The sequence below is a fragment of the Thioclava atlantica genome (assembly GCF_000737065.1).
Classification (GTDB): domain Bacteria; phylum Pseudomonadota; class Alphaproteobacteria; order Rhodobacterales; family Rhodobacteraceae; genus Thioclava; species Thioclava atlantica.
In genome coordinates this window covers 209736-226728 of sequence record NZ_AQRC01000002.1, presented here as the reverse complement: position 1 = coordinate 226728, position 16993 = coordinate 209736, and the positions used below count along the sequence as shown (strand labels likewise).

16 protein-coding genes and 1 tRNA gene are annotated in these 16993 nt (G+C 64.3%); 13 read left to right on the top strand and 4 right to left on the bottom strand.

The genetic code is table 11. The annotated features are described in order from the left end of the window. Nucleotides 1–189: 189 nt before the first annotated feature. The gene (locus DW2_RS19645) at nt 190–1143 is read left to right on the top strand and encodes a hypothetical protein (protein ID WP_156102865.1); all 954 of its coding nucleotides are present in this window, start codon (nt 190–192) and stop codon (nt 1141–1143) included. A gap of 248 nt (nt 1144–1391) precedes the next feature. Here the strand turns inward: DW2_RS19645 and acnA are convergent, their stop codons facing one another. Then, a complete protein-coding gene (gene acnA, locus DW2_RS03565) occupies nt 1392–4142 on the bottom strand; it encodes an aconitate hydratase AcnA (RefSeq protein WP_038143878.1) in 2751 nt (916 codons plus the stop codon). 256 nt (nt 4143–4398) lie between these two features. On the opposite strand from acnA, the gene DW2_RS03560 reads away from it, so the two are divergent. From DW2_RS03560 to DW2_RS03540, 5 genes are all read left to right on the top strand, one after another. Further along, nucleotides 4399–5280: a DUF1223 domain-containing protein gene (locus DW2_RS03560; RefSeq protein WP_238321243.1), complete on the top strand. Its 882-nt coding sequence runs from the start codon at nt 4399–4401 to the stop codon at nt 5278–5280. 164 nt (nt 5281–5444) lie between these two features. Then, nucleotides 5445–5798 carry a 30S ribosomal protein S6 gene (gene rpsF / locus DW2_RS03555; protein ID WP_038143877.1) on the top strand — a complete coding sequence of 118 codons (354 nt, stop codon included), beginning with the start codon at nt 5445–5447 and terminating at the stop codon, nt 5796–5798. 23 nt (nt 5799–5821) lie between these two features. Next, nucleotides 5822–6046, top strand: a complete 225-nt coding sequence (gene rpsR / locus DW2_RS03550) for a 30S ribosomal protein S18 (protein WP_038073027.1) — start codon at nt 5822–5824, stop codon at nt 6044–6046. A 12-nt stretch (nt 6047–6058) separates the two neighbouring features. Next, complete coding sequence (gene rplI, locus DW2_RS03545; protein WP_038143875.1) at nt 6059–6664, top strand: 50S ribosomal protein L9; 606 nt, start codon at nt 6059–6061, stop codon at nt 6662–6664. Nucleotides 6665–6836: 172 nt separating this feature from the next. Beyond that, a complete protein-coding gene (locus DW2_RS03540; protein ID WP_038143874.1) occupies nt 6837–7163 on the top strand; it encodes a hypothetical protein in 327 nt (108 codons plus the stop codon). A gap of 71 nt (nt 7164–7234) precedes the next feature. Here DW2_RS03540 and tig read toward each other — a convergent pair whose 3' ends face one another. The 3 genes from tig to DW2_RS03525 all read right to left on the bottom strand — a co-directional run bounded on the left by tig (nt 7235) and on the right by DW2_RS03525 (nt 10495). Beyond that, nucleotides 7235–8563 (bottom strand): trigger factor, encoded by a 1329-nt coding sequence (gene tig / locus DW2_RS03535; protein ID WP_038143873.1) that lies wholly within the window; start codon nt 8561–8563, stop codon nt 7235–7237. Nucleotides 8564–8757: 194 nt separating this feature from the next. Further along, nucleotides 8758–8842: transfer RNA gene (locus DW2_RS03530), tRNA-Leu, on the bottom strand. An 87-nt stretch (nt 8843–8929) separates the two neighbouring features. Further along, nucleotides 8930–10495 (bottom strand): bifunctional ADP-dependent NAD(P)H-hydrate dehydratase/NAD(P)H-hydrate epimerase, encoded by a 1566-nt coding sequence (locus DW2_RS03525; RefSeq protein WP_038143871.1) that lies wholly within the window; start codon nt 10493–10495, stop codon nt 8930–8932. Between the two features lie 184 nt (nt 10496–10679). On the opposite strand from DW2_RS03525, the gene DW2_RS03520 reads away from it, so the two are divergent. The 7 genes from DW2_RS03520 to DW2_RS18965 all read left to right on the top strand — a co-directional run bounded on the left by DW2_RS03520 (nt 10680) and on the right by DW2_RS18965 (nt 16972). Beyond that, on the top strand, nt 10680–11018 hold the full coding sequence (locus DW2_RS03520; protein WP_038143870.1) for a P-II family nitrogen regulator: 339 nt from the start codon (nt 10680–10682) through the stop codon (nt 11016–11018). Between the two features lie 68 nt (nt 11019–11086). Further along, nucleotides 11087–12493, top strand: a complete 1407-nt coding sequence (glnA, locus tag DW2_RS03515) for a type I glutamate--ammonia ligase (RefSeq protein WP_038143869.1) — start codon at nt 11087–11089, stop codon at nt 12491–12493. A 166-nt stretch (nt 12494–12659) separates the two neighbouring features. Further along, nucleotides 12660–13589, top strand: a complete 930-nt coding sequence (gene fabD, locus DW2_RS03510; RefSeq protein WP_038143868.1) for an ACP S-malonyltransferase — start codon at nt 12660–12662, stop codon at nt 13587–13589. A gap of 95 nt (nt 13590–13684) precedes the next feature. Continuing rightward, complete coding sequence (gene fabG / locus DW2_RS03505) at nt 13685–14422, top strand: 3-oxoacyl-ACP reductase FabG (RefSeq protein ID WP_038143867.1); 738 nt, start codon at nt 13685–13687, stop codon at nt 14420–14422. Between the two features lie 216 nt (nt 14423–14638). Next, on the top strand, nt 14639–14872 hold the full coding sequence (locus tag DW2_RS03500; RefSeq protein ID WP_038073067.1) for an acyl carrier protein: 234 nt from the start codon (nt 14639–14641) through the stop codon (nt 14870–14872). A gap of 78 nt (nt 14873–14950) precedes the next feature. After that, complete coding sequence (gene thpR, locus DW2_RS03495; RefSeq protein WP_038143865.1) at nt 14951–15520, top strand: RNA 2',3'-cyclic phosphodiesterase; 570 nt, start codon at nt 14951–14953, stop codon at nt 15518–15520. 213 nt (nt 15521–15733) lie between these two features. Continuing rightward, the gene (locus tag DW2_RS18965; RefSeq protein ID WP_156102864.1) at nt 15734–16972 is read left to right on the top strand and encodes a GGDEF domain-containing protein; all 1239 of its coding nucleotides are present in this window, start codon (nt 15734–15736) and stop codon (nt 16970–16972) included. Nucleotides 16973–16993 lie beyond the last annotated feature (21 nt).

Sequence of the window (16993 nt, the reverse complement as noted above, 5' to 3'; positions counted from 1 at the left end):
TTTGCGATGCAAAGCTGACACCTTGGTATTGCGGGGTGTGACGCTGGTCACGGCTGCTGCGCAGTGTTCCAAGAAAGGAGTATCTCTAACAAGACCTAGATATAGAAAAACCCTGCCGTATGAGTTAAGTAGATCTGCTGAAGTTCCACAGCCGGGGCGCCGAGTGGGTCAATTTCCGTGAGAGGTAATATGGACTATGTAATTTGGGCAACGCTTCCGATGCACGTCGCACTAGCGCTGATGTTATTTTTCTTGGTCAACTGGATTGGCAAGCATGCCATAGAATTCGGTTACGTCAGCACCTCTCTGTTCGAAGAGCCGAATGAAAGCGTTGCTCTAAATTTTTTCATTCGCGCTCTATCTCCGGCGGTCTTCATCATACTTGTTTCATCGGCAGCGGTAGCTGTTTCTCGACCTGAATTACGCTTGGGAATAATCAATGTGGTGCCATATTACTATGTGTTGCGCGCCGTCATTATATTCCTGTTTAATCGTCATCGCCTCATAAGCTGGCCGGGGTACATTTTCCATTCGTTATTCGGAATAGCGCTTGCGACATTGGCTTATATTTATCTAATTTTGCCTAATCGCTCACTAATTCCTGACCTAGAGACAGCAGGAAACGAATTATGGCTCGCGCTGCTAGCGTTCCTGTACGCCGTTGCAAACAAGATTACACTTTCAGGCGGTCCTGGAGCACGCAGGAGAAACATTTTTGTTAATAGTCACTATGTGGCTGCGCGTGCTCGGTTTGGTGAGAAGATCGACTCCAAGGTGTCAGATGAATTACTCAAGTTAGTTGCATATTCTGTTTTGGTCTATGAGGACTACTGCCGCCCCCCCGCTATCCGAACTTTGGAGCGACTCGCCGTATGGAAAAAGAGGCGAACGACTGGCATCATGCAGGTGGCTGCTGACGAAGTCCTCACTGATGAGGAAAGCGTAAATAGAGGATTGGATATACTTCTTGATTCTTGGGAAAAATATTCATCTGAGGAGCATTTATGGTCACGAGTTCGTTTGAGCATATCAGATTACAATAAGGATGAGGATTACATCCAAAGAGTGCATGAGGTGATGGAAATTCTTGCGAAACGAGTCGACCCCAGTTTTAGGGCAGCATACGATAGCATTTGGAATTAGTGAGTGTTATTCCCCGGCATAACGATAAGCTGAATAATAGGCAGGTTGCCGGCAGCGTCGCTTACCCGCACACAGTCTATAACTGGGTTGTCTGCGGACGCATTTTGGAATGCGAGTGAATGGCACCATTGGGCTCAATCCCGCTCCGGCTCTCGGAGAGCCCCCCGCGGTATTAGCAGTCCGGCGATATTTGCCGATACGAAAAAGGCCCCGCAATCGCGGGGCCTTTTCCAATTCTGTCAGACCGATCAGGCCTTGGCGAGGTTGCGCAGCACGTAGTGCAGCACGCCGCCGTTGCGCAGGTATTCGATCTCGACCGCGGTATCGATGCGGCTCTTGAGGCAGATCGTCTTGGTCGAGCCATCCTTGTAGGTGATGGTGCAGGGCACGGTCGATTGCGGCTTGATATCGCCTTCGAGCCCCTCGATCGAGACTTCTTCCTCGCCCGTCAGATCCAGATCCCGGCGGGTCATGCCTTCGGTGAACTCGAAGGGGATGACGCCCATGCCGACGAGGTTCGAGCGGTGGATGCGCTCGAAGCTCTCCGCGATCACGGCCTTCACGCCGAGCAGGTTGGTGCCCTTCGCGGCCCAGTCACGCGAGGAGCCCGCGCCGTATTGCTCGCCGCCGAAGATCACCAGCGGCTTGCCTTGCTCGGCATAGGCCATCGCGGCGTCGTAGATGGAGGTCTGCTGGCCATCGGGACCCTTGGTGAAGCCGCCCTCGACGCCATCGAGCATCTCGTTCTTGATGCGGATATTGGCGAAGGTGCCGCGCATCATGACTTCGTGGTTGCCGCGGCGCGAACCGTAGCTGTTGAAGTCTTTCGGAGCGACCTGACGCTCGACCAGGTATTTCCCGGCCGGGGTATCGGGCTTGAACGAGCCCGCGGGCGAGATGTGGTCGGTGGTCACGAAATCACCGAGGACTGCGAGGATGCCCGCGCCCTTGATGTTCGAGATCGACCCGGCCTCGGGCGACATGCCCTGGAAATAGGGCGGGTTCTGGATGTAGGTCGAGCTGGCCGGCCAGTCATAGGTCTCGCCGCCCGAAACCTCGACGCCCTGCCATTTCTCGTCGCCCTTGAACACGTCGGCATATTTCGACTGGAACTTCTCGCGGGTGACGACCTTCTCGACGAGATCGGCGATCTCCTTGTCGGTGGGCCAGATGTCCTTGAGATAGACCGGCTTGCCGTCCTCGGTATGCGCCAGCGGTTCCGAGGTCAGGTTGATGTTCATGTCGCCCGCGATCGCATAGGCCACGACGAGCGGCGGCGAGGCGAGGTAGTTGGCGCGCACGTCCGGCGAGATCCGGCCCTCGAAGTTGCGGTTGCCCGAGAGCACCGAGGTCGCGATCAGGTCGTTATCGTTGATCGCCTTCGAGATCTCGGGCTGGAGCGGGCCCGAGTTGCCGATGCAGGTGGTGCAGCCATAGCCCACGAGGTTGAACCCGAGCGCGTCGAGATCCTCCTGCAGGTCGGCGGCCTCGAGATATTCCGAGACGACCTGCGAGCCGGGTGCGAGCGAGGTCTTCACCCACGGCTTGCGTGTGAGGCCGAGCTCGCGTGCCTTGCGTGCCACGAGCCCCGCGCCGATCAGCACATAGGGGTTCGAGGTGTTGGTGCACGAGGTGATCGAGGCGATCACGACCGAGCCGTCGCGCAGTTCGTAATCCGCGCCCTCGACCTTGGCGGTCTTGCCGATGGTGACCGGCTTGGTCGCGACCGGGCCCTCGTCGGCCATGTCCTTGGCCTCGTCCGAGATGTCGATGCCGCGATAGTCGGCGACGACATTGGTGAAGGCATGGGCGGCGCCGGTCAGCGGCAGGTAGTCCTGCGGGCGCTTCGGACCCGAGATCGCCGGGACGATCGTGCCCATGTCGAGCTCGAGCGTGGAGGAGTAGATCGGCTCGTAATCGGCGCCGCGCCACATGCCGTTTTCCTTGGCATAGGCTTCGACCAGCGCGATGCGGTCCTTGTCGCGACCGGTCTGCTCGAGATAGCGCAGGGTCTCGTCATCGACCGGGAAGAAGCCGCAGGTCGCGCCGTATTCGGGCGCCATGTTGGCGATCGTCGCACGCTGCGCCAGCGGCAGCTTGTCGAGGCCGGGGCCGTAGAATTCGACGAACTTGCCGACCACGCCATGGGCGCGCAGCATCTCGACGACCTTGAGCACGAGGTCGGTGCCGGTGGTGCCCTCGACCATCTCGCCGGTCAGCTTGAAGCCCACGACTTCCGGGATCAGCATCGAGATCGGCTGGCCGAGCATGCCGGCCTCGGCCTCGATCCCGCCGACGCCCCAGCCGAGAACGGCGGCGCCGTTGACCATGGTGGTGTGGCTGTCGGTGCCCACGAGCGTGTCCGGATAGGCCACTTCATTGCCGTCCTGGTCGCGGTCGGTCCAGACGGTCTGGGCGAGATATTCGAGGTTCACCTGGTGGCAGATGCCGGTGCCCGGGGGAACGACGCGGAAGTTCTCGAACGCGGTCTGGCCCCATTTGAGGAACTTGTAGCGCTCGATATTGCGCTCGTATTCGCGGTCCACGTTCATCTGGAAGGCGCGCGGGTTGCCGAATTCGTCGATCATCACCGAGTGGTCGATCACGAGGTCGACGGGCACGAGCGGGTTGATCTTCTGGGCGTTGCCGCCGAGGCCCTTGATGCCGTCGCGCATCGCGGCGAGGTCGACCACGGCGGGAACGCCGGTGAAGTCCTGCATCAGCACGCGGGCCGGGCGATAGGCGATCTCGCGCGGGTTCTTGCCGCCTTTTTCGGCCCATTCGCCGAAGGCCTTGATGTCGTCCACCGAAACGGTGAAGCCGTCATCTTCGAAGCGCAGCAGGTTCTCGAGCACCACCTTCAGCGAGGCGGGCAGTTTCGAGAAGTCGCCGAGACCCGCTTCGGTGGCGGCGGGGATCGAGTAATACGAAAAGCTCTTGCCGCCGACGCTGAGCTCGCGGCGGGTCTTGGCGGTATCCTTACCGGTAACGATGGGCATCTGATGGCCTCCCTTGATGGGTCAGAGGGTGTCGCTGGCGCGTGTTTGCCCGAAGCCGGCGATGCGTTCAAGAGGGGTGAACGCAAATTTGTATACCATTGCACACTGAAATTGCCGCCACGCCCGGAAAAATGCACCGGGGACACAGCATTTCGCTTTCCGTAGCGACAAGGAATTGGTTCTCGCAAAACCTTGATTGGCGGTGATATGCAGGGCGACGATAGGCTTGGAGCAGGGGTTCAAAGAGGTCTCGAAGTTGTTCGCTGCACGTTTCACCGGAGTCTGGTTTGGTCTTTGCCTGATGGTCGCAGGCGACCTGGTGTCCACCGGGGTCGCCTTTGCGGGCGATGCGACCATGTCCTCCGGCAACGCGGTGAGCGTTCCGGATGCACCTCCTGGCATGCGCGCGCGCGCGAGCGCGGCGATGGTCGAGCAGATGGATGTCGCCGAAGCCGGGCAGGTCCAGACGGCGGGGGCACCGACCAACGGGCCGGTTGTGCTCGAGCTCTACACGTCGCAGGGCTGCTCCTCCTGTCCGCCCGCCGATGCGCTCTTTGCCCGGATCGCCAAGCGTGACGATGTGATCGCGCTCGCGCTTCATGTCGATTACTGGGATTATCTCGGCTGGAAGGACCCGTTCGGGAAGCCCGAATTCACCGCCCGGCAGAAAGCCTATGCGCTCGCGACGGGAGAACGGATCGTCTACACGCCGCAGATGATCGTCGAGGGCCGCGAGGCACTTGTCGGACCGGGCCATGACGATCTGGTCGCCGCGATCGAGCACGAGCTCGACCAGGCGCGTCCGGTCACGCTCGAGGTCAACGGCAGCGAAGGTCATTTCGAGGTGGTACTGCGCCCGGTCAAGCCGCTTGCGGATCCCGCGGTCGTGCAGCTCGTGCGCTACCGGCCGCAGGCCACCGTCGACATCCTGCGCGGCGAGAACGCGGGCAAGACGGTCGAATATACCAATATCGTCACCGAATGGCGCGACATCGCCAATTGGGACGGGGTGTCGCCGACCCGGCTCGCGCTCGATATCGAAGGGGACGAGCCCGCCGTGCTGATCGTCCAGTCGGTGCATGAGGGCCGCAACCGGCCGCTGCCGGGCCAGATCCTCGCGGCGACCCGTCTCGACTGAGCGGGCAGGGCGCTCGGGGCACGGGTTTTTCCTTGCATCCGCGATCTGATCCCTTATAAGGCCCCATCTTCCGCTTTTGCATGAACCGGCAGAGCCTCTCGTGGTGGGATGCGGAAGAGTGAACCGCCCACCTATGAAGCCGCCTTGAAAAAACAGGAGTTCGCATGCCGCTTTACGAGCATGTCCTCATCGCGCGTCAGGATCTGTCCAACGCGCAGGCCGAAGGCCTTGTCGAACATTTCTCCACGGTCCTCTCCGATAACGGCGGCAAAGTCGTCGAGTCCGAGTATTGGGGCGTGAAGACCATGGCCTACAAGATCAACAAGAACCGCAAGGGGCACTACGCCTTCCTGAAAACCGACGCGCCCTCGGCCGCGGTTCAGGAAATGGAGCGTCTGGCCCGTCTGCATGACGACGTGATGCGCGTCCTGACCATCAAGGTCGACGCCCACGAAGAGGGCCCCTCGGTCCAGATGCAGAAACGCGACGAACGCGACACCCGTCGCGAGCGCCGTTGATCCCGAGCTAAGGAGTAGTACCCATGGCAAAACCGTTTTTCCGTCGCCGCAAGGTCTGCCCGTTCTCGGGCGAGAACGCGCCGAAGATCGACTACAAGGACACCCGTCTTCTGCAGCGCTACATCTCCGAGCGCGGCAAGATCGTCCCCGCCCGCATCACCGCCGTTTCGGCCAAGAAGCAACGTGAACTGGCCCGCGCGATCAAGCGCGCCCGCTTCCTCGCGCTGCTCCCCTACGCCGTGAAATAAGGAGACCGACCGATGGAAGTGATCCTTCTCGAACGCGTGGCCAAGCTCGGCCAGATGGGTGACGTGGTCACCGTCAAGGACGGCTATGGCCGCAACTACCTGCTGCCGCAGGGCAAGGCGCTGCGCGCCAACGAAGCCAACATCAAGGGCTTCGAAGAGCGCAAGGCCCAGCTCGAGGCCCGCAACCTCGAAACCAAGAAAGAGGCCGAAGATCTGGCGTCGAAGCTTGACGGTCAGACCTTCGTCGTGATCCGTTCGGCATCCGACGGCGGCAACCTCTACGGTTCGGTCACCACCCGCGACGCGGCGAACATCGCCACCGAAGAGGGCTTCTCGATCGACCGCAAGCAGGTCATCATCCGTCAGCCGATCAAGGTTCTCGGCCTGCACGAGGTCGAGGTGCACCTGCACCCCGAGGTCGTCTGCTACGTCACGCTCAACGTCGCCCGCTCGCCCGAAGAGGCCGAACTGCAGGCGTCGGGCAAGTCGATCCAGGACCTGGCCGCCGAAGAAGAAGCGGCTGCCGAGTTCGAGATCGCCGAGCTGTTCGACGATATCGGCGGCGCGACCTCGGACGAGGACGAAGGCCCGGTGGCCACGCCCGAAACCGAAGAGTGATATCTCTCTCCGGGCTCCGGCCCCGAGGAGTGACAGGATCGCGGCGCGAGGGGAGACCTTCGCGCTGCTTTTCTTTTTGCGATGAGGTGGCGCGGGGCGTGGGGCGGAGACGTCGCAAAATTGCCCTTTTCGCGTGACAGGCTGCCCCGGTCTGCTGGTTTAGGGGAAAGAGATGCAGCTCCTGTCGATCCTTCGCAATACGCTCGCGATGACCGGGCTGGTCACGTCGGGCCTGCTCTATCTGCACGATCCCGAGGCCTGGAGGGCGCGCTTCGCGCTCACCCGGGATGTGGTGACGCAGGTCGTGCTCGCCCAGGTTCAGGGGCAGGGGGTTGGCGTGGATGTGGCGGCCGAAGCCGCGCCCGAGGCGCCGGCTCCGCGCCCGATCCCCCGCGATTTCGCCATCGCTCCCGCCACCTCGCCGCGGGCGCCCGCGGCTCCCCTGATCGTCGATGGACGCCCGGTCGCTTCGGCGCGGTTTCTCAAGGTCACGCCCTGATCGCCCGCGCGCAATGCAAAAGGCCGCCCCCGAAGGAGCGGCCTTTCGATCCAAAGGATCGCTGACGGGGATTACGCCTCGTCGAGCTTCTCGATCTCTTTCTGCAGGTCTTCTTTCGACACTTCCTTGTCGGTCACGGTCGCTTCGCCCGCGATGTGGTCGATGACCTTGTCCTCGAAGATCGGCGCGCGCAGCTGCTGTTGCATCTGCGGGTTCTGCTGCACGAATTCGAAGAAGGCGCGCTCCTGGCCCGGATACTGGCGAGCCTGGTTCATCACCGCTTGGGTCATCTCGGCATCGGTGACCTCGATTTCCTGCTTGCGGCCGATCTCGGCGAGCAGCAGGCCAAGGCGCACGCGGCGCTCGGCGAGCTTTTGATGCTCTTCGGTCGTCTCGATCTCACCGTGGTTGTGATCGTGAACTTCCGGGTTTTCCTCGTGCCACAGCTGGTGGGCGATCTGCTGGGCCTCGGCTTCCACGAGCGCCGGCGGCAGTTCGAACTTCACCTTGTCGTCGAGCTGGTCGAGCAGGCCGCGCTTCATCACCTGACGGGCCGCGCCCGCGTATTCGGCTTCGAGACGCTCGGCGATCTGGGCTTTCAGCGCGGCGAGATCCTCGGCGCCGAACTGCTTGGCGAGCTCGTCGTTGATCTCTGCGGCTTTCGGGGCTTTCACCTCGTGCACCTTGCACTTGAAGACCGCGTCCTTGCCGGCGAGATGCTCGGCGCCGTACTGCTCGGGGAAGGTGACCTTCACCTCGACATCGTCACCGGCTTTGGCACCGAGGAGCTCTTCCTCGAAGCCCGGGATGAAGGAGCCCGAGCCGAGCTCGAGCGGGTAGCCTTCGCCCTTGCCGCCTTCGAACGCCTCGCCATCGACGAACCCTTCGAAGTCGATCACGACCTGGTCGCCGTTCTCGGCCTTGCCGTCCTTGGCTTCGAAATTCTTCGCGGTGCCCGCGAGGTTCTCGAGCGCCTCGTTGATCGCGTCGTCGCCGGCCTTCACGACCAGACGCTCGAGCGTGACGCCCGAGAGGTCGACTTCCGGGATTTCCGGCAGCGCTTCGTACTCGACGGTCACGACCACGTCGTCACCCTCTTTCCAGTTCTCGCCGTCTTTCATCTCGATTTTCGGCTGGAGCGCGGGGCGGTCGCCGGACTTCTCGAAATGCTCGCTCATCGCGCCGTCGACGGCTTCCTGCATCGCTTCGCCGAGGATGCGCGGGCCGAACTGCTTGCGCAGCATCGCCATCGGAACCTTGCCCTTGCGGAAGCCCTTCATCTCGATCTCGGGCTGGGCTTCTTCGAGCTTCGCGGTGACCTTGTCGTCGAGCTCGCTGGCGGTGATGGTGATCTCGTAGCCGCGCTTGAGGCCGTCGTTGAGGGTCTCGGTGACCTGCATTGGATGTCCTTTGTGTCTTGGCGCCGCGCGGATCGCGGCCGGGTTCTCGATTTCAGGCGCCCTTCTATTGGGCGCGGGCCTTGGTGGCAAGGCGAAATCGGGGGCGCAGGGGGCGCGCACAGGCGAAAGTGAGCGGGGCCCGGCGCATGGCGCGAGCGCCGAGCGGCGGCGCGCCGGGGGCGATATGCAATGAGTGGTGCGGGTGAAGGGACTCGAACCCCCACGCCTCTCGGCGCCAGAACCTAAATCTGGTGCGTCTACCAGTTCCGCCACACCCGCATCGGAGGCGTAATAGCAACAGCCCGCGGGCGGGGGAAGAGGGCGCGCGCTTTTTGGGCGGCTTTCCTGTCGCGGCCGGGCGTGTTCTCAGAGTGCCAAGCCGCGCAGGACCCGGGGGAGTTCTTCGGGCAGATCCTCGGCGATCAGGCCGGGGCCGAAGCTGCGCGCGGCCTCGGCATGCAGCCAGGCGGCGGAGCAGGCGGCATCGAAGGGCGTGGCCCCGCGCGCGAGAAGCCCTGCGATCAGCCCCGCCAGAACATCGCCGGAGCCGGCCGTCGCGAGCCAGGGCGCGGCGCGCGCCCCGGTCGCCGAATGAAGTGCGACGCGGCTGTCCTGGGTCGCAATCGCGGTGTCGGGCCCCTTGAGCAGGACCGTGCAGCCCGCCCGGGCGGCGGCCTCGCGCGTCGCGTCGAGCTTGGAGTAGCCCGGCTGGTCCGGATCGGAGAGCTTGCCGGCGAGGTCGGGGAAAAGCCGTGCGAATTCGCCCAGATGCGGGGTCAGGACGCAATCGGGGTGGAGTTGCCCGAACAAAAGCTCCGGATCGCTTTCGAAAGCGGTGAGCGCATCGGCGTCGAGGACCGTGGCGCGCTTGCCCCATAGCGCGGCCGGCACCATCTCCTGCGCCCGTGCGGCGCCGAGGCCGGGGCCGAGACAGAGCGCGTTGAGCCGCTCGTCCTTCATCAGCCCGCGCAGCGCATAGGCGTCGGGCAGGGGGGTGAGCATCACCGCGTTGAGTTGCGCCGCGTTCTCCGGCAAGGCCGCTTGCGGGCAGGCGAGGGTGACGAGCCCGGCGCCGATCCGCAGCGCCGCACGGGCGGCGAGGCGCGCGGCTCCGCCCTTTCCGGCCCTACCCGAGAGCACCAGTGCGTGGCCATGGCCGTATTTGTGCCCGCCCGACCCTTTGGCGAGAGAATGGGTCGGGGCCGTGATCAGCGCCGCCGCATCGGGCAGCGGCGTCTGTGGTAGGCCGATATCGACGATGGCGATTCTGCCGCTCAGGGTCGCGCCGCCCGCGGGGCGGGAGGGGCCGGAGCGGGGGTCGAGATAATGGCCGCATTTCGCGCGGTGGAAGGTGACGGTCAGATCGGCGGGGAGCGCGCCGCCGAGGTCGCGCCCGCTATCGGAGGAAATGCCGCTCGGGATATCGACCGCGACGAGGTGGGGCCGTGCATCGGCGGGGGCGGCGGAATGGCGGGTCGCGATCGCGCGGCCGGTCTGATCCATCTGCTCGGGCAAGGCACGGGTGAGGCCGGTGCCGAAGAGCGCGTCGATCACGAGGCCGCCTTCCAGCGAGTCGATCCGCGCCGCGATCGCAGAATCATCCCAAGGGTGCACCGCACCCATTCTCTTCCAACGGTCGTGATTGGTGCGCGCATCGGCCGGCAGGCCCGACGGGTCGCCAAAGGCGTGACAGTCCACCGACCAGCCCCGTTCGGCCAGCAGGCGCGCGATCACATAGCCATCCCCGCCATTGTTTCCGGGGCCGCACAGGACGATAGCGCGGCCCGGCGAGAACTCGGGCCATTGCGCGAAGATCGCCTCGACCACGCCTGCGCCCGCGCGTTCCATCAGTTCCAGTCCGGTGACCGCGCCGCTTTCGATCTCGGCCATCTCGCAGGCGCGCATCTGCGCCGCGGTGAGGATTTCGCTCATTCTATCGGAGCCTCGATGCGAATTGTTTTCAAACTGCCCAGTTTTTGTGCTACCCGCTCGAAAAACGGGCGCGGCTTTCGGATTTCCGATCCCCTTCCGCACCCGTTCACCCTAGCCGATTGCGGGGGCTTTGGGAAAGTGGTCTGAGGGGGTCGGAACCAGAACTGACGGGGGAGTCGGCGGCATGAAAAAGGTGGAAGCGATCATCAAGCCCTTCAAACTGGACGAGGTGAAGGAGGCGCTTCAGGAGGTCGGCATTCAAGGCCTCTCGGTGATCGAAGTGAAAGGGTTCGGGCGCCAGAAGGGCCATACCGAGCTTTATCGCGGCGCCGAATATGTCGTGGACTTTCTTCCCAAGGTGAAGATCGAAATGGTCCTGCCCGACGATCTCGTCGAGGCGGCGATCGAGGCGATCACCCAGGCCGCACGCACCGAGAAGATCGGCGACGGCAAGATCTTCGTCTCTCCGATGGAGCAGGCGATCCGCATCCGCACCGGCGAAAGCGGCGACGACGCGCTGTAATTGCGGCAACACATTCCGGGCCGGCGGGGCCCGGGCAAAACCCATGCTGAACGAAAGGGTAATGTCACATGAGCATTAAGGACGCTCTCAAACTGATGAAGGACGAAGAGGTCGAATATGTCGACGTCCGCTTCACCGATCCGCGCGGCAAGCTGCAGCACGTCACGCTGATGCATACCGAAGTCGATGAAGATTTCTTCGACGAAGGCTTCATGTTCGACGGCTCCTCGATCGCGGGCTGGAAATCGATCGATCAGTCCGACATGAAGCTGATCCCGGATCCCGCATCGGTCTATATCGACCCCTTCTATGCCGAGAAGACCATGTGCGTGCACTGCACCGTGGTCGAGCCCGACACCGGCGAACCCTATGCCCGCGACCCGCGCGGCACCGCCGAGAAGGCCGAGGCCTACCTGAAGTCCTCGGGCATCGGCGATCAGGCCTTCTTCGGCCCGGAAGCCGAGTTCTTCCTGTTCGACGACGTGCGCTTCTCGGTCTCGATGAACAAGGTCTCCTACGAGGTCGACGCGATCGACGCCGCCTGGAATACCGACACGTCCTACGAGATGGGCAACATGGGCCATCGTCCGGGCGTCAAGGGCGGCTACTTCCCGGTCAACCCGATCGATGACGCGCAGGACCTGCGTTCGGAGATGCTCTCGACCATGAAGCGCATGGGCATGAAGGTCGACAAGCACCACCACGAAGTGGCCTCGTGCCAGCACGAGCTGGGTCTGATCTTCGGGACGCTGACCAAGCAGGCCGATGACATCCAGAAATACAAGTACGTCATCCACAACGTGGCGCATGCCTATGGCAAGTCGGCGACCTTCATGCCGAAGCCGATCGCGGGCGACAACGGTACCGGCATGCATGTGAACATGTCGATCTGGAAAGACGGCAAGCCGCTCTTCGCGGGCGACAAATACGCGGATCTCAGCCAGGAAGCGCTCTACTTCATCGGCGGCATCCTGAAGCACGCGAAGACGCTCAACGCCTTCACCAACCCGTCGACCAACTCCTACAAGCGTCTCATCCCGGGCTTCGAAGCCCCGGTTCTGCGCGCCTATTCGGCCCGCAACCGGTCGGGCTGCGTGCGTATTCCGTGGGCCGAGTCGCCGAAGGCCAAGCGTGTGGAAGCCCGCTTCCCCGATCCCTCGGCGAACCCCTATCTGGCGTTCTCGGCGCTGCTGATGGCCGGCCTCGACGGCATCAAGAACAAGATCGATCCGGGTCCGTCCTCGGACAAGGACCTCTACGATCTGCCGCCGGAAGAGCTGGCCTCGATCCCGACCGTCTGCGCGAGCCTGCGCGAGGCGCTCGAGAGCCTGCAGCAGGATCACGACTTCCTGCTGGCCGGCGACGTGTTCACCAAGGACCAGATCGAAGGCTATCTCGCCCTCAAGTGGGACGAGGTCTACGCCTACGAGCACACGCCGCACCCGGTGGAATACAAGCTCTACTATTCCTGCTGAACAGGAAACGAAGGGACAGGGATTGGAAGGGGCGCTTCGGCGCCCCTTCTTGCTGTGATAGACAGGGTCCGGGCGTCCCCGGAGGGCTGGCCGCTTGCACAGGTTGCCCCAAGGGCGTGCGCGCGCTATGGGAGGCGCAAAGAAAGAACGTTCAGGAGGACAGGCCATGAGCCGAGCATTCGTATTCCCCGGTCAGGGCGCGCAGGTCATCGGGATGGGCAAGGCGCTCGCAGATGCCTATCCGGCCGCTGCCTCGGTCTTCGCCGAGGTGGACGAGGCCCTGGGCGAGAAACTCTCGGCGCTGATCTGGGAGGGCGAGATCGCGGAGCTGACGCTGACCGCCAATGCCCAGCCCGCCCTGATGGCGACCTCGATCGCGGCGATGCGGGCGCTCGAGGCCGAGGGCTTCGCGATCACCGATGCCGCCTTCTTGGCCGGCCACAGCCTGGGCGAATATTCGGCGCTCTGCGCGGCCGGCAGCCTGAGCCTTGCCGACACGGCGAAACTGCTGCGCCTGCGCGGCCGCTCGATGCAGGAGGCGGTGCCGGTCGGCATGGGGGCGATGGCCGCGCTGCTGGGGCTCGATTTCGAGACCGCCGCCGCGGTCGCCGAGGAGGCCGCGCAAGGTCAGGTCTGCCAGGCCGCCAATGACAACGATCCGAGCCAGGTCGTGATCTCGGGCCACAAGGAGGCGGTGGAACGCGCGACCGTCATCGCCAAGGAGAAGGGCGCGAAACGCGCGGTGCTGCTGCCGGTCTCGGCGCCCTTCCACTGCGCGCTGATGCAGCCCGCGGCCGACGCGATGGCCGAGGCGCTCGCGGGCACCGCGATCAAGGCGCCCGCGGTGCCGGTCGTGGCCAATGTGCGCGCCGCGGCGGTGAGCGATCCCGAAGAGATCCGCCGCCTGCTGGTCGAGCAGGTCACCGGCTCGGTGCGCTGGCGCGAGAGCGTCGCCTGGATGGCCGGGCAGGGCGTGAAGGAATTCTGGGAGATCGGCGCGGGCAAGGCGCTGTCGGGGATGATCCGGCGCATCGCGAAAGAGGCGAGCTGCCGCGCGATCGGCACGCCCGAGGATATCGCGGCGCTGAAGGCCTGAGGCGGCACCGGGGGATCCTCCCCCGGACCCCCCTGGGATATTTGGATCAAGAGGAAGAGGGCGCGCAGGCGTCCGGAGAGAGGAAGGGCTTGCAGATGTTTGATCTGAAAGGGAAATGCGCGCTTGTGACGGGCGCCTCCGGCGGCATCGGGGCCGAGATCGCGCGAGCGTTGCATGCGGGCGGCGCCGTGGTGGCGCTGTCGGGCACGCGGGTCGAGCCGCTCGAGGCTCTGGCGGCGGAGCTGGGCGAGGGCGCGCATGTCTGCCCCGCCAATCTGGGCGATCCGGCCTCGGTCGAGGCGCTGCCGAAAGCGGCCCTCGAGGCGATGGGCGGGCTCGATATCCTGGTCAACAACGCCGGCATCACCCGCGACGGGCTGCTGATGCGGATGTCCGACGAGGACTGGCAATCGGTGATCGACGTGAACCTGACCTCGGCGGTGCGTCTGATGCGCGGCGTGCTGCGCGGCATGATGAAGGCGCGTTGGGGGCGGATCATCAACATCACCTCGATCGTCGGCCAGTCGGGCAATCCGGGCCAGGTGAACTATGCCGCGGCGAAGGCCGGGCTTGTGGGGGCGTCGAAATCGCTCGCGCAGGAAGTGGCGAGCCGCGGCATCACCGTGAACTGCGTCGCGCCGGGCTTCATCCAGACCGCGATGACCGACAAGCTCAATGACGACCAGAAGGCGGCGCTGCTGACGCAGATCCCGACGGGCCGGATGGGAACGCCCGAGGAAATCGCCGCCGCCGTGCGCTATCTCGCGAGCCCCGAGGCCGGTTACGTCACCGGGTCGGTGCTGCATGTGAATGGCGGCATGACGATGGTCTGACGATCGCGTGACCTGAGGGCAATTCACCGGGTCAGGGGCGAGAGAAACGGCTTGCCATGCGCCATCGCAGTCGCTATGAGCGCAGAGAACGGGCCGGGCGGGACACGCCCCGGTTTCGATTGCGGTCCTTCGGGTTATTCGGGGGCGCGCGGGTTGAGACGCTCGAACGAGCAAGCAGGAACGGGCGAAGGCCCTTAGAAACTTTGAGGAATTGACATGAGCGACATCGCTGATCGCGTGAAGAAGATCGTTGTGGAGCATCTTGGCGTGGAAGAGGACAAGGTGACCGAAAGCGCCTCGTTCATCGACGACCTGGGCGCCGACAGCCTCGACACGGTCGAGCTGGTCATGGCCTTCGAAGAAGAGTTCGGTATCGAGATCCCGGACGACGCCGCCGAGAACATCCAGACCGTTGGCGACGCGGTGAAATTCATCTCGGAAGCTGCGTAAGCCTTTCGAGATCGCTTTTGCGGGCGGCGCTTCGGGAAACCGGGGCGCCGTTTTCATTTGTGCGGCGGGGAGGGCGCGATGCGGATTTTCGTGGTGATCGAACTGCCCGAGGCGGTCTGCGACGCGGTGGAGCGTCTCCAGGGCGAGCTGGGCGCGGGGCGTCTCGTCGCGCGCGACAACCTGCATCTGACCCTGGCCTTTCTCGGCGAGATCGACGAGGCGGAGGCGATGGCGCTGCATGATGGGCTCGAGGCGATCGTCTGGCACCCCGGTCCGCGGGTGGGGCTGGCGGGGCTGGAACTGTTCGGCGCGCCCGAACGCCCCGAGGCGCTGGCCCTTGGCGTCCGACCCGATCCCGATCTTGTGCGCTGGCACGGGGCGGTGATGCGCGCCGCGCGCCGGGCGGAGATATCGCTGCCGCGCCGACGCTTCCGGCCGCATGTGACGCTCGCGCGGTTCGGGCGCAATGCGGGCCCCGCGGAGCTTGCGCGCGTGGGACGGTTCCTGAGCGGGGCGGGAGATGTGGCGCTGCCGGACTTCGCCGCGCAGCGTGTGGCGATGATCCGTTCGACCCTCGGTTCCGGGCCGCCGCGGCATGAGGTCCTCGCGCTCTACGGCCCCGAGGCGGAAGAGCCGGGCGCGCCCTAGGCGCCGGTGCGAAAATCTTCGGGATTCGCGTGGGGTTTTGGGCTAGGCTCTCACGCGTTCGCGTGTCGGAAGACACAGGGGAATCTCTGCCCGCTAGGGAGTTTCGTTCTGACGCTGTTTCGCGCCACCCAGCAATTGATCCGGCCCTGCGCTCTCGCAGCGGCCTTGCTGGCCTTGTGGCCGCTCATCGGGCATCTGGGACAGCAGGTCTGGATGTTCCGCCTGCTTCCCTGGAGCTACGGCACCCATGAGACCACCTCTCTGGCGGTGCTCGCCCTGGCCGCGGCGCTCGGGCTGGCGCGGCGCGCCCCGCATGTTGCGATGGCCCTTTCGGTTTTTGCGCTGATCATCGTGCTCGGGCGGTTCGTCTCCGGGCTCTCGGAGTTCTACGGCGCGGGCGGTCCCTACCGCATGGCGCTGCATTCGGCCGCGATCCTCGGGATCTTGGCGGTGGGGATCTTCTCGCAGGAGGCCGGATACTCGGCGCCCGCGATCGGCGCTTTCTTCGTCACCTTCGGCTTTGCGCTGATGCAGCTGATGGCGAATGTCTTCGAGATCCCTACGATCACCGGCGCGATGTCGGTGGCCACGGCCCTGATGGTGCTGCTCCTGTCGGCCGCGGGGTTGGTGTTGCGCGCGGAGCGCGGCGTGATGCGGGTTCTGCTCAATCCCTATGCCTCCGGACGGCAGGCGCGGATGCTCACCGTGATCGGCGTCCTGGGACCCCTGTGCTTCGGGCTGTTCTTTCTTGTCGTCGAAGCCGAGGCCGAGGCGCGCGCGGAGGCCTTGCTGATCGTGATGGCGATCGCGGGGTTCAATGCCGGGCTGATCTCGCTCATTGCGGTCTCGATCGAGCGAACCGACCGGGCGCGGCGCAATCTCGAGCGGTTCCTGACCCGTCAGGCGTTTCGGGATGGGCTCACGGGAGTGTTCAACCGGTCGATGCTGGAAAAGCGGTTTCAGCGAGCGGCGCAGTCTGGGGCGAAATATGGGGTGCCATTCAGCTTCCTGATGTTCGATCTCGACCATTTCAAGCGGATCAACGATCTGGGCGGACACCAGTTGGGCGACCGGACCTTGCGGCAGGTGGCGCTGACGATCCGGGAGAACCTGCGGATTGACGACACGCTGGCGCGGGTGGGCGGGGAGGAATTCGCGGTGATCCTGCCCGGGGCGGATCTGGAGGGCGGGTTCGAGGTGGCCGAGCGGATCCGGAAGACGATCAGCGAGATGCGGGTCGTGCATGGACGCGCGCGGCTTCCGCTCACCGTTTCGGTCGGGCTTGCGCAATGGCATGCCGGGGAAAGCCTTCAGGGTCTTTACATGCGAACCGATGCGGCGCTCTACGAGGCCAAGGAGCATGGGCGCAACCGGGTGATGCTGGCGGTGGCCGATGCCTGCGAGGATCTGGGGCTGCCCACCCGGATCGTCGGAGACCCGCGCTCGCGCTGAAATCGGGGCGCCGGGCCGGAT

Coding starts and splice junctions, on each gene's coding strand:
- DW2_RS19645 (WP_156102865.1), top strand. CDS start 190: ATGGACTATGTAATTTGGGCAACGCTTCCGATGCACGTCGCACTAGCG.
- acnA (WP_038143878.1), bottom strand. CDS start 4,142: ATGCCCATCGTTACCGGTAAGGATACCGCCAAGACCCGCCGCGAGCTC.
- rpsF (WP_038143877.1), top strand. CDS start 5,445: ATGCCGCTTTACGAGCATGTCCTCATCGCGCGTCAGGATCTGTCCAAC.
- rpsR (WP_038073027.1), top strand. CDS start 5,822: ATGGCAAAACCGTTTTTCCGTCGCCGCAAGGTCTGCCCGTTCTCGGGC.
- rplI (WP_038143875.1), top strand. CDS start 6,059: ATGGAAGTGATCCTTCTCGAACGCGTGGCCAAGCTCGGCCAGATGGGT.
- DW2_RS03540 (WP_038143874.1), top strand. CDS start 6,837: ATGCAGCTCCTGTCGATCCTTCGCAATACGCTCGCGATGACCGGGCTG.
- tig (WP_038143873.1), bottom strand. CDS start 8,563: ATGCAGGTCACCGAGACCCTCAACGACGGCCTCAAGCGCGGCTACGAG.
- DW2_RS03525 (WP_038143871.1), bottom strand. CDS start 10,495: ATGAGCGAAATCCTCACCGCGGCGCAGATGCGCGCCTGCGAGATGGCC.
- DW2_RS03520 (WP_038143870.1), top strand. CDS start 10,680: ATGAAAAAGGTGGAAGCGATCATCAAGCCCTTCAAACTGGACGAGGTG.
- glnA (WP_038143869.1), top strand. CDS start 11,087: ATGAGCATTAAGGACGCTCTCAAACTGATGAAGGACGAAGAGGTCGAA.
- fabD (WP_038143868.1), top strand. CDS start 12,660: ATGAGCCGAGCATTCGTATTCCCCGGTCAGGGCGCGCAGGTCATCGGG.
- fabG (WP_038143867.1), top strand. CDS start 13,685: ATGTTTGATCTGAAAGGGAAATGCGCGCTTGTGACGGGCGCCTCCGGC.
- DW2_RS03500 (WP_038073067.1), top strand. CDS start 14,639: ATGAGCGACATCGCTGATCGCGTGAAGAAGATCGTTGTGGAGCATCTT.
- thpR (WP_038143865.1), top strand. CDS start 14,951: ATGCGGATTTTCGTGGTGATCGAACTGCCCGAGGCGGTCTGCGACGCG.
- DW2_RS18965 (WP_156102864.1), top strand. CDS start 15,734: ATGTTCCGCCTGCTTCCCTGGAGCTACGGCACCCATGAGACCACCTCT.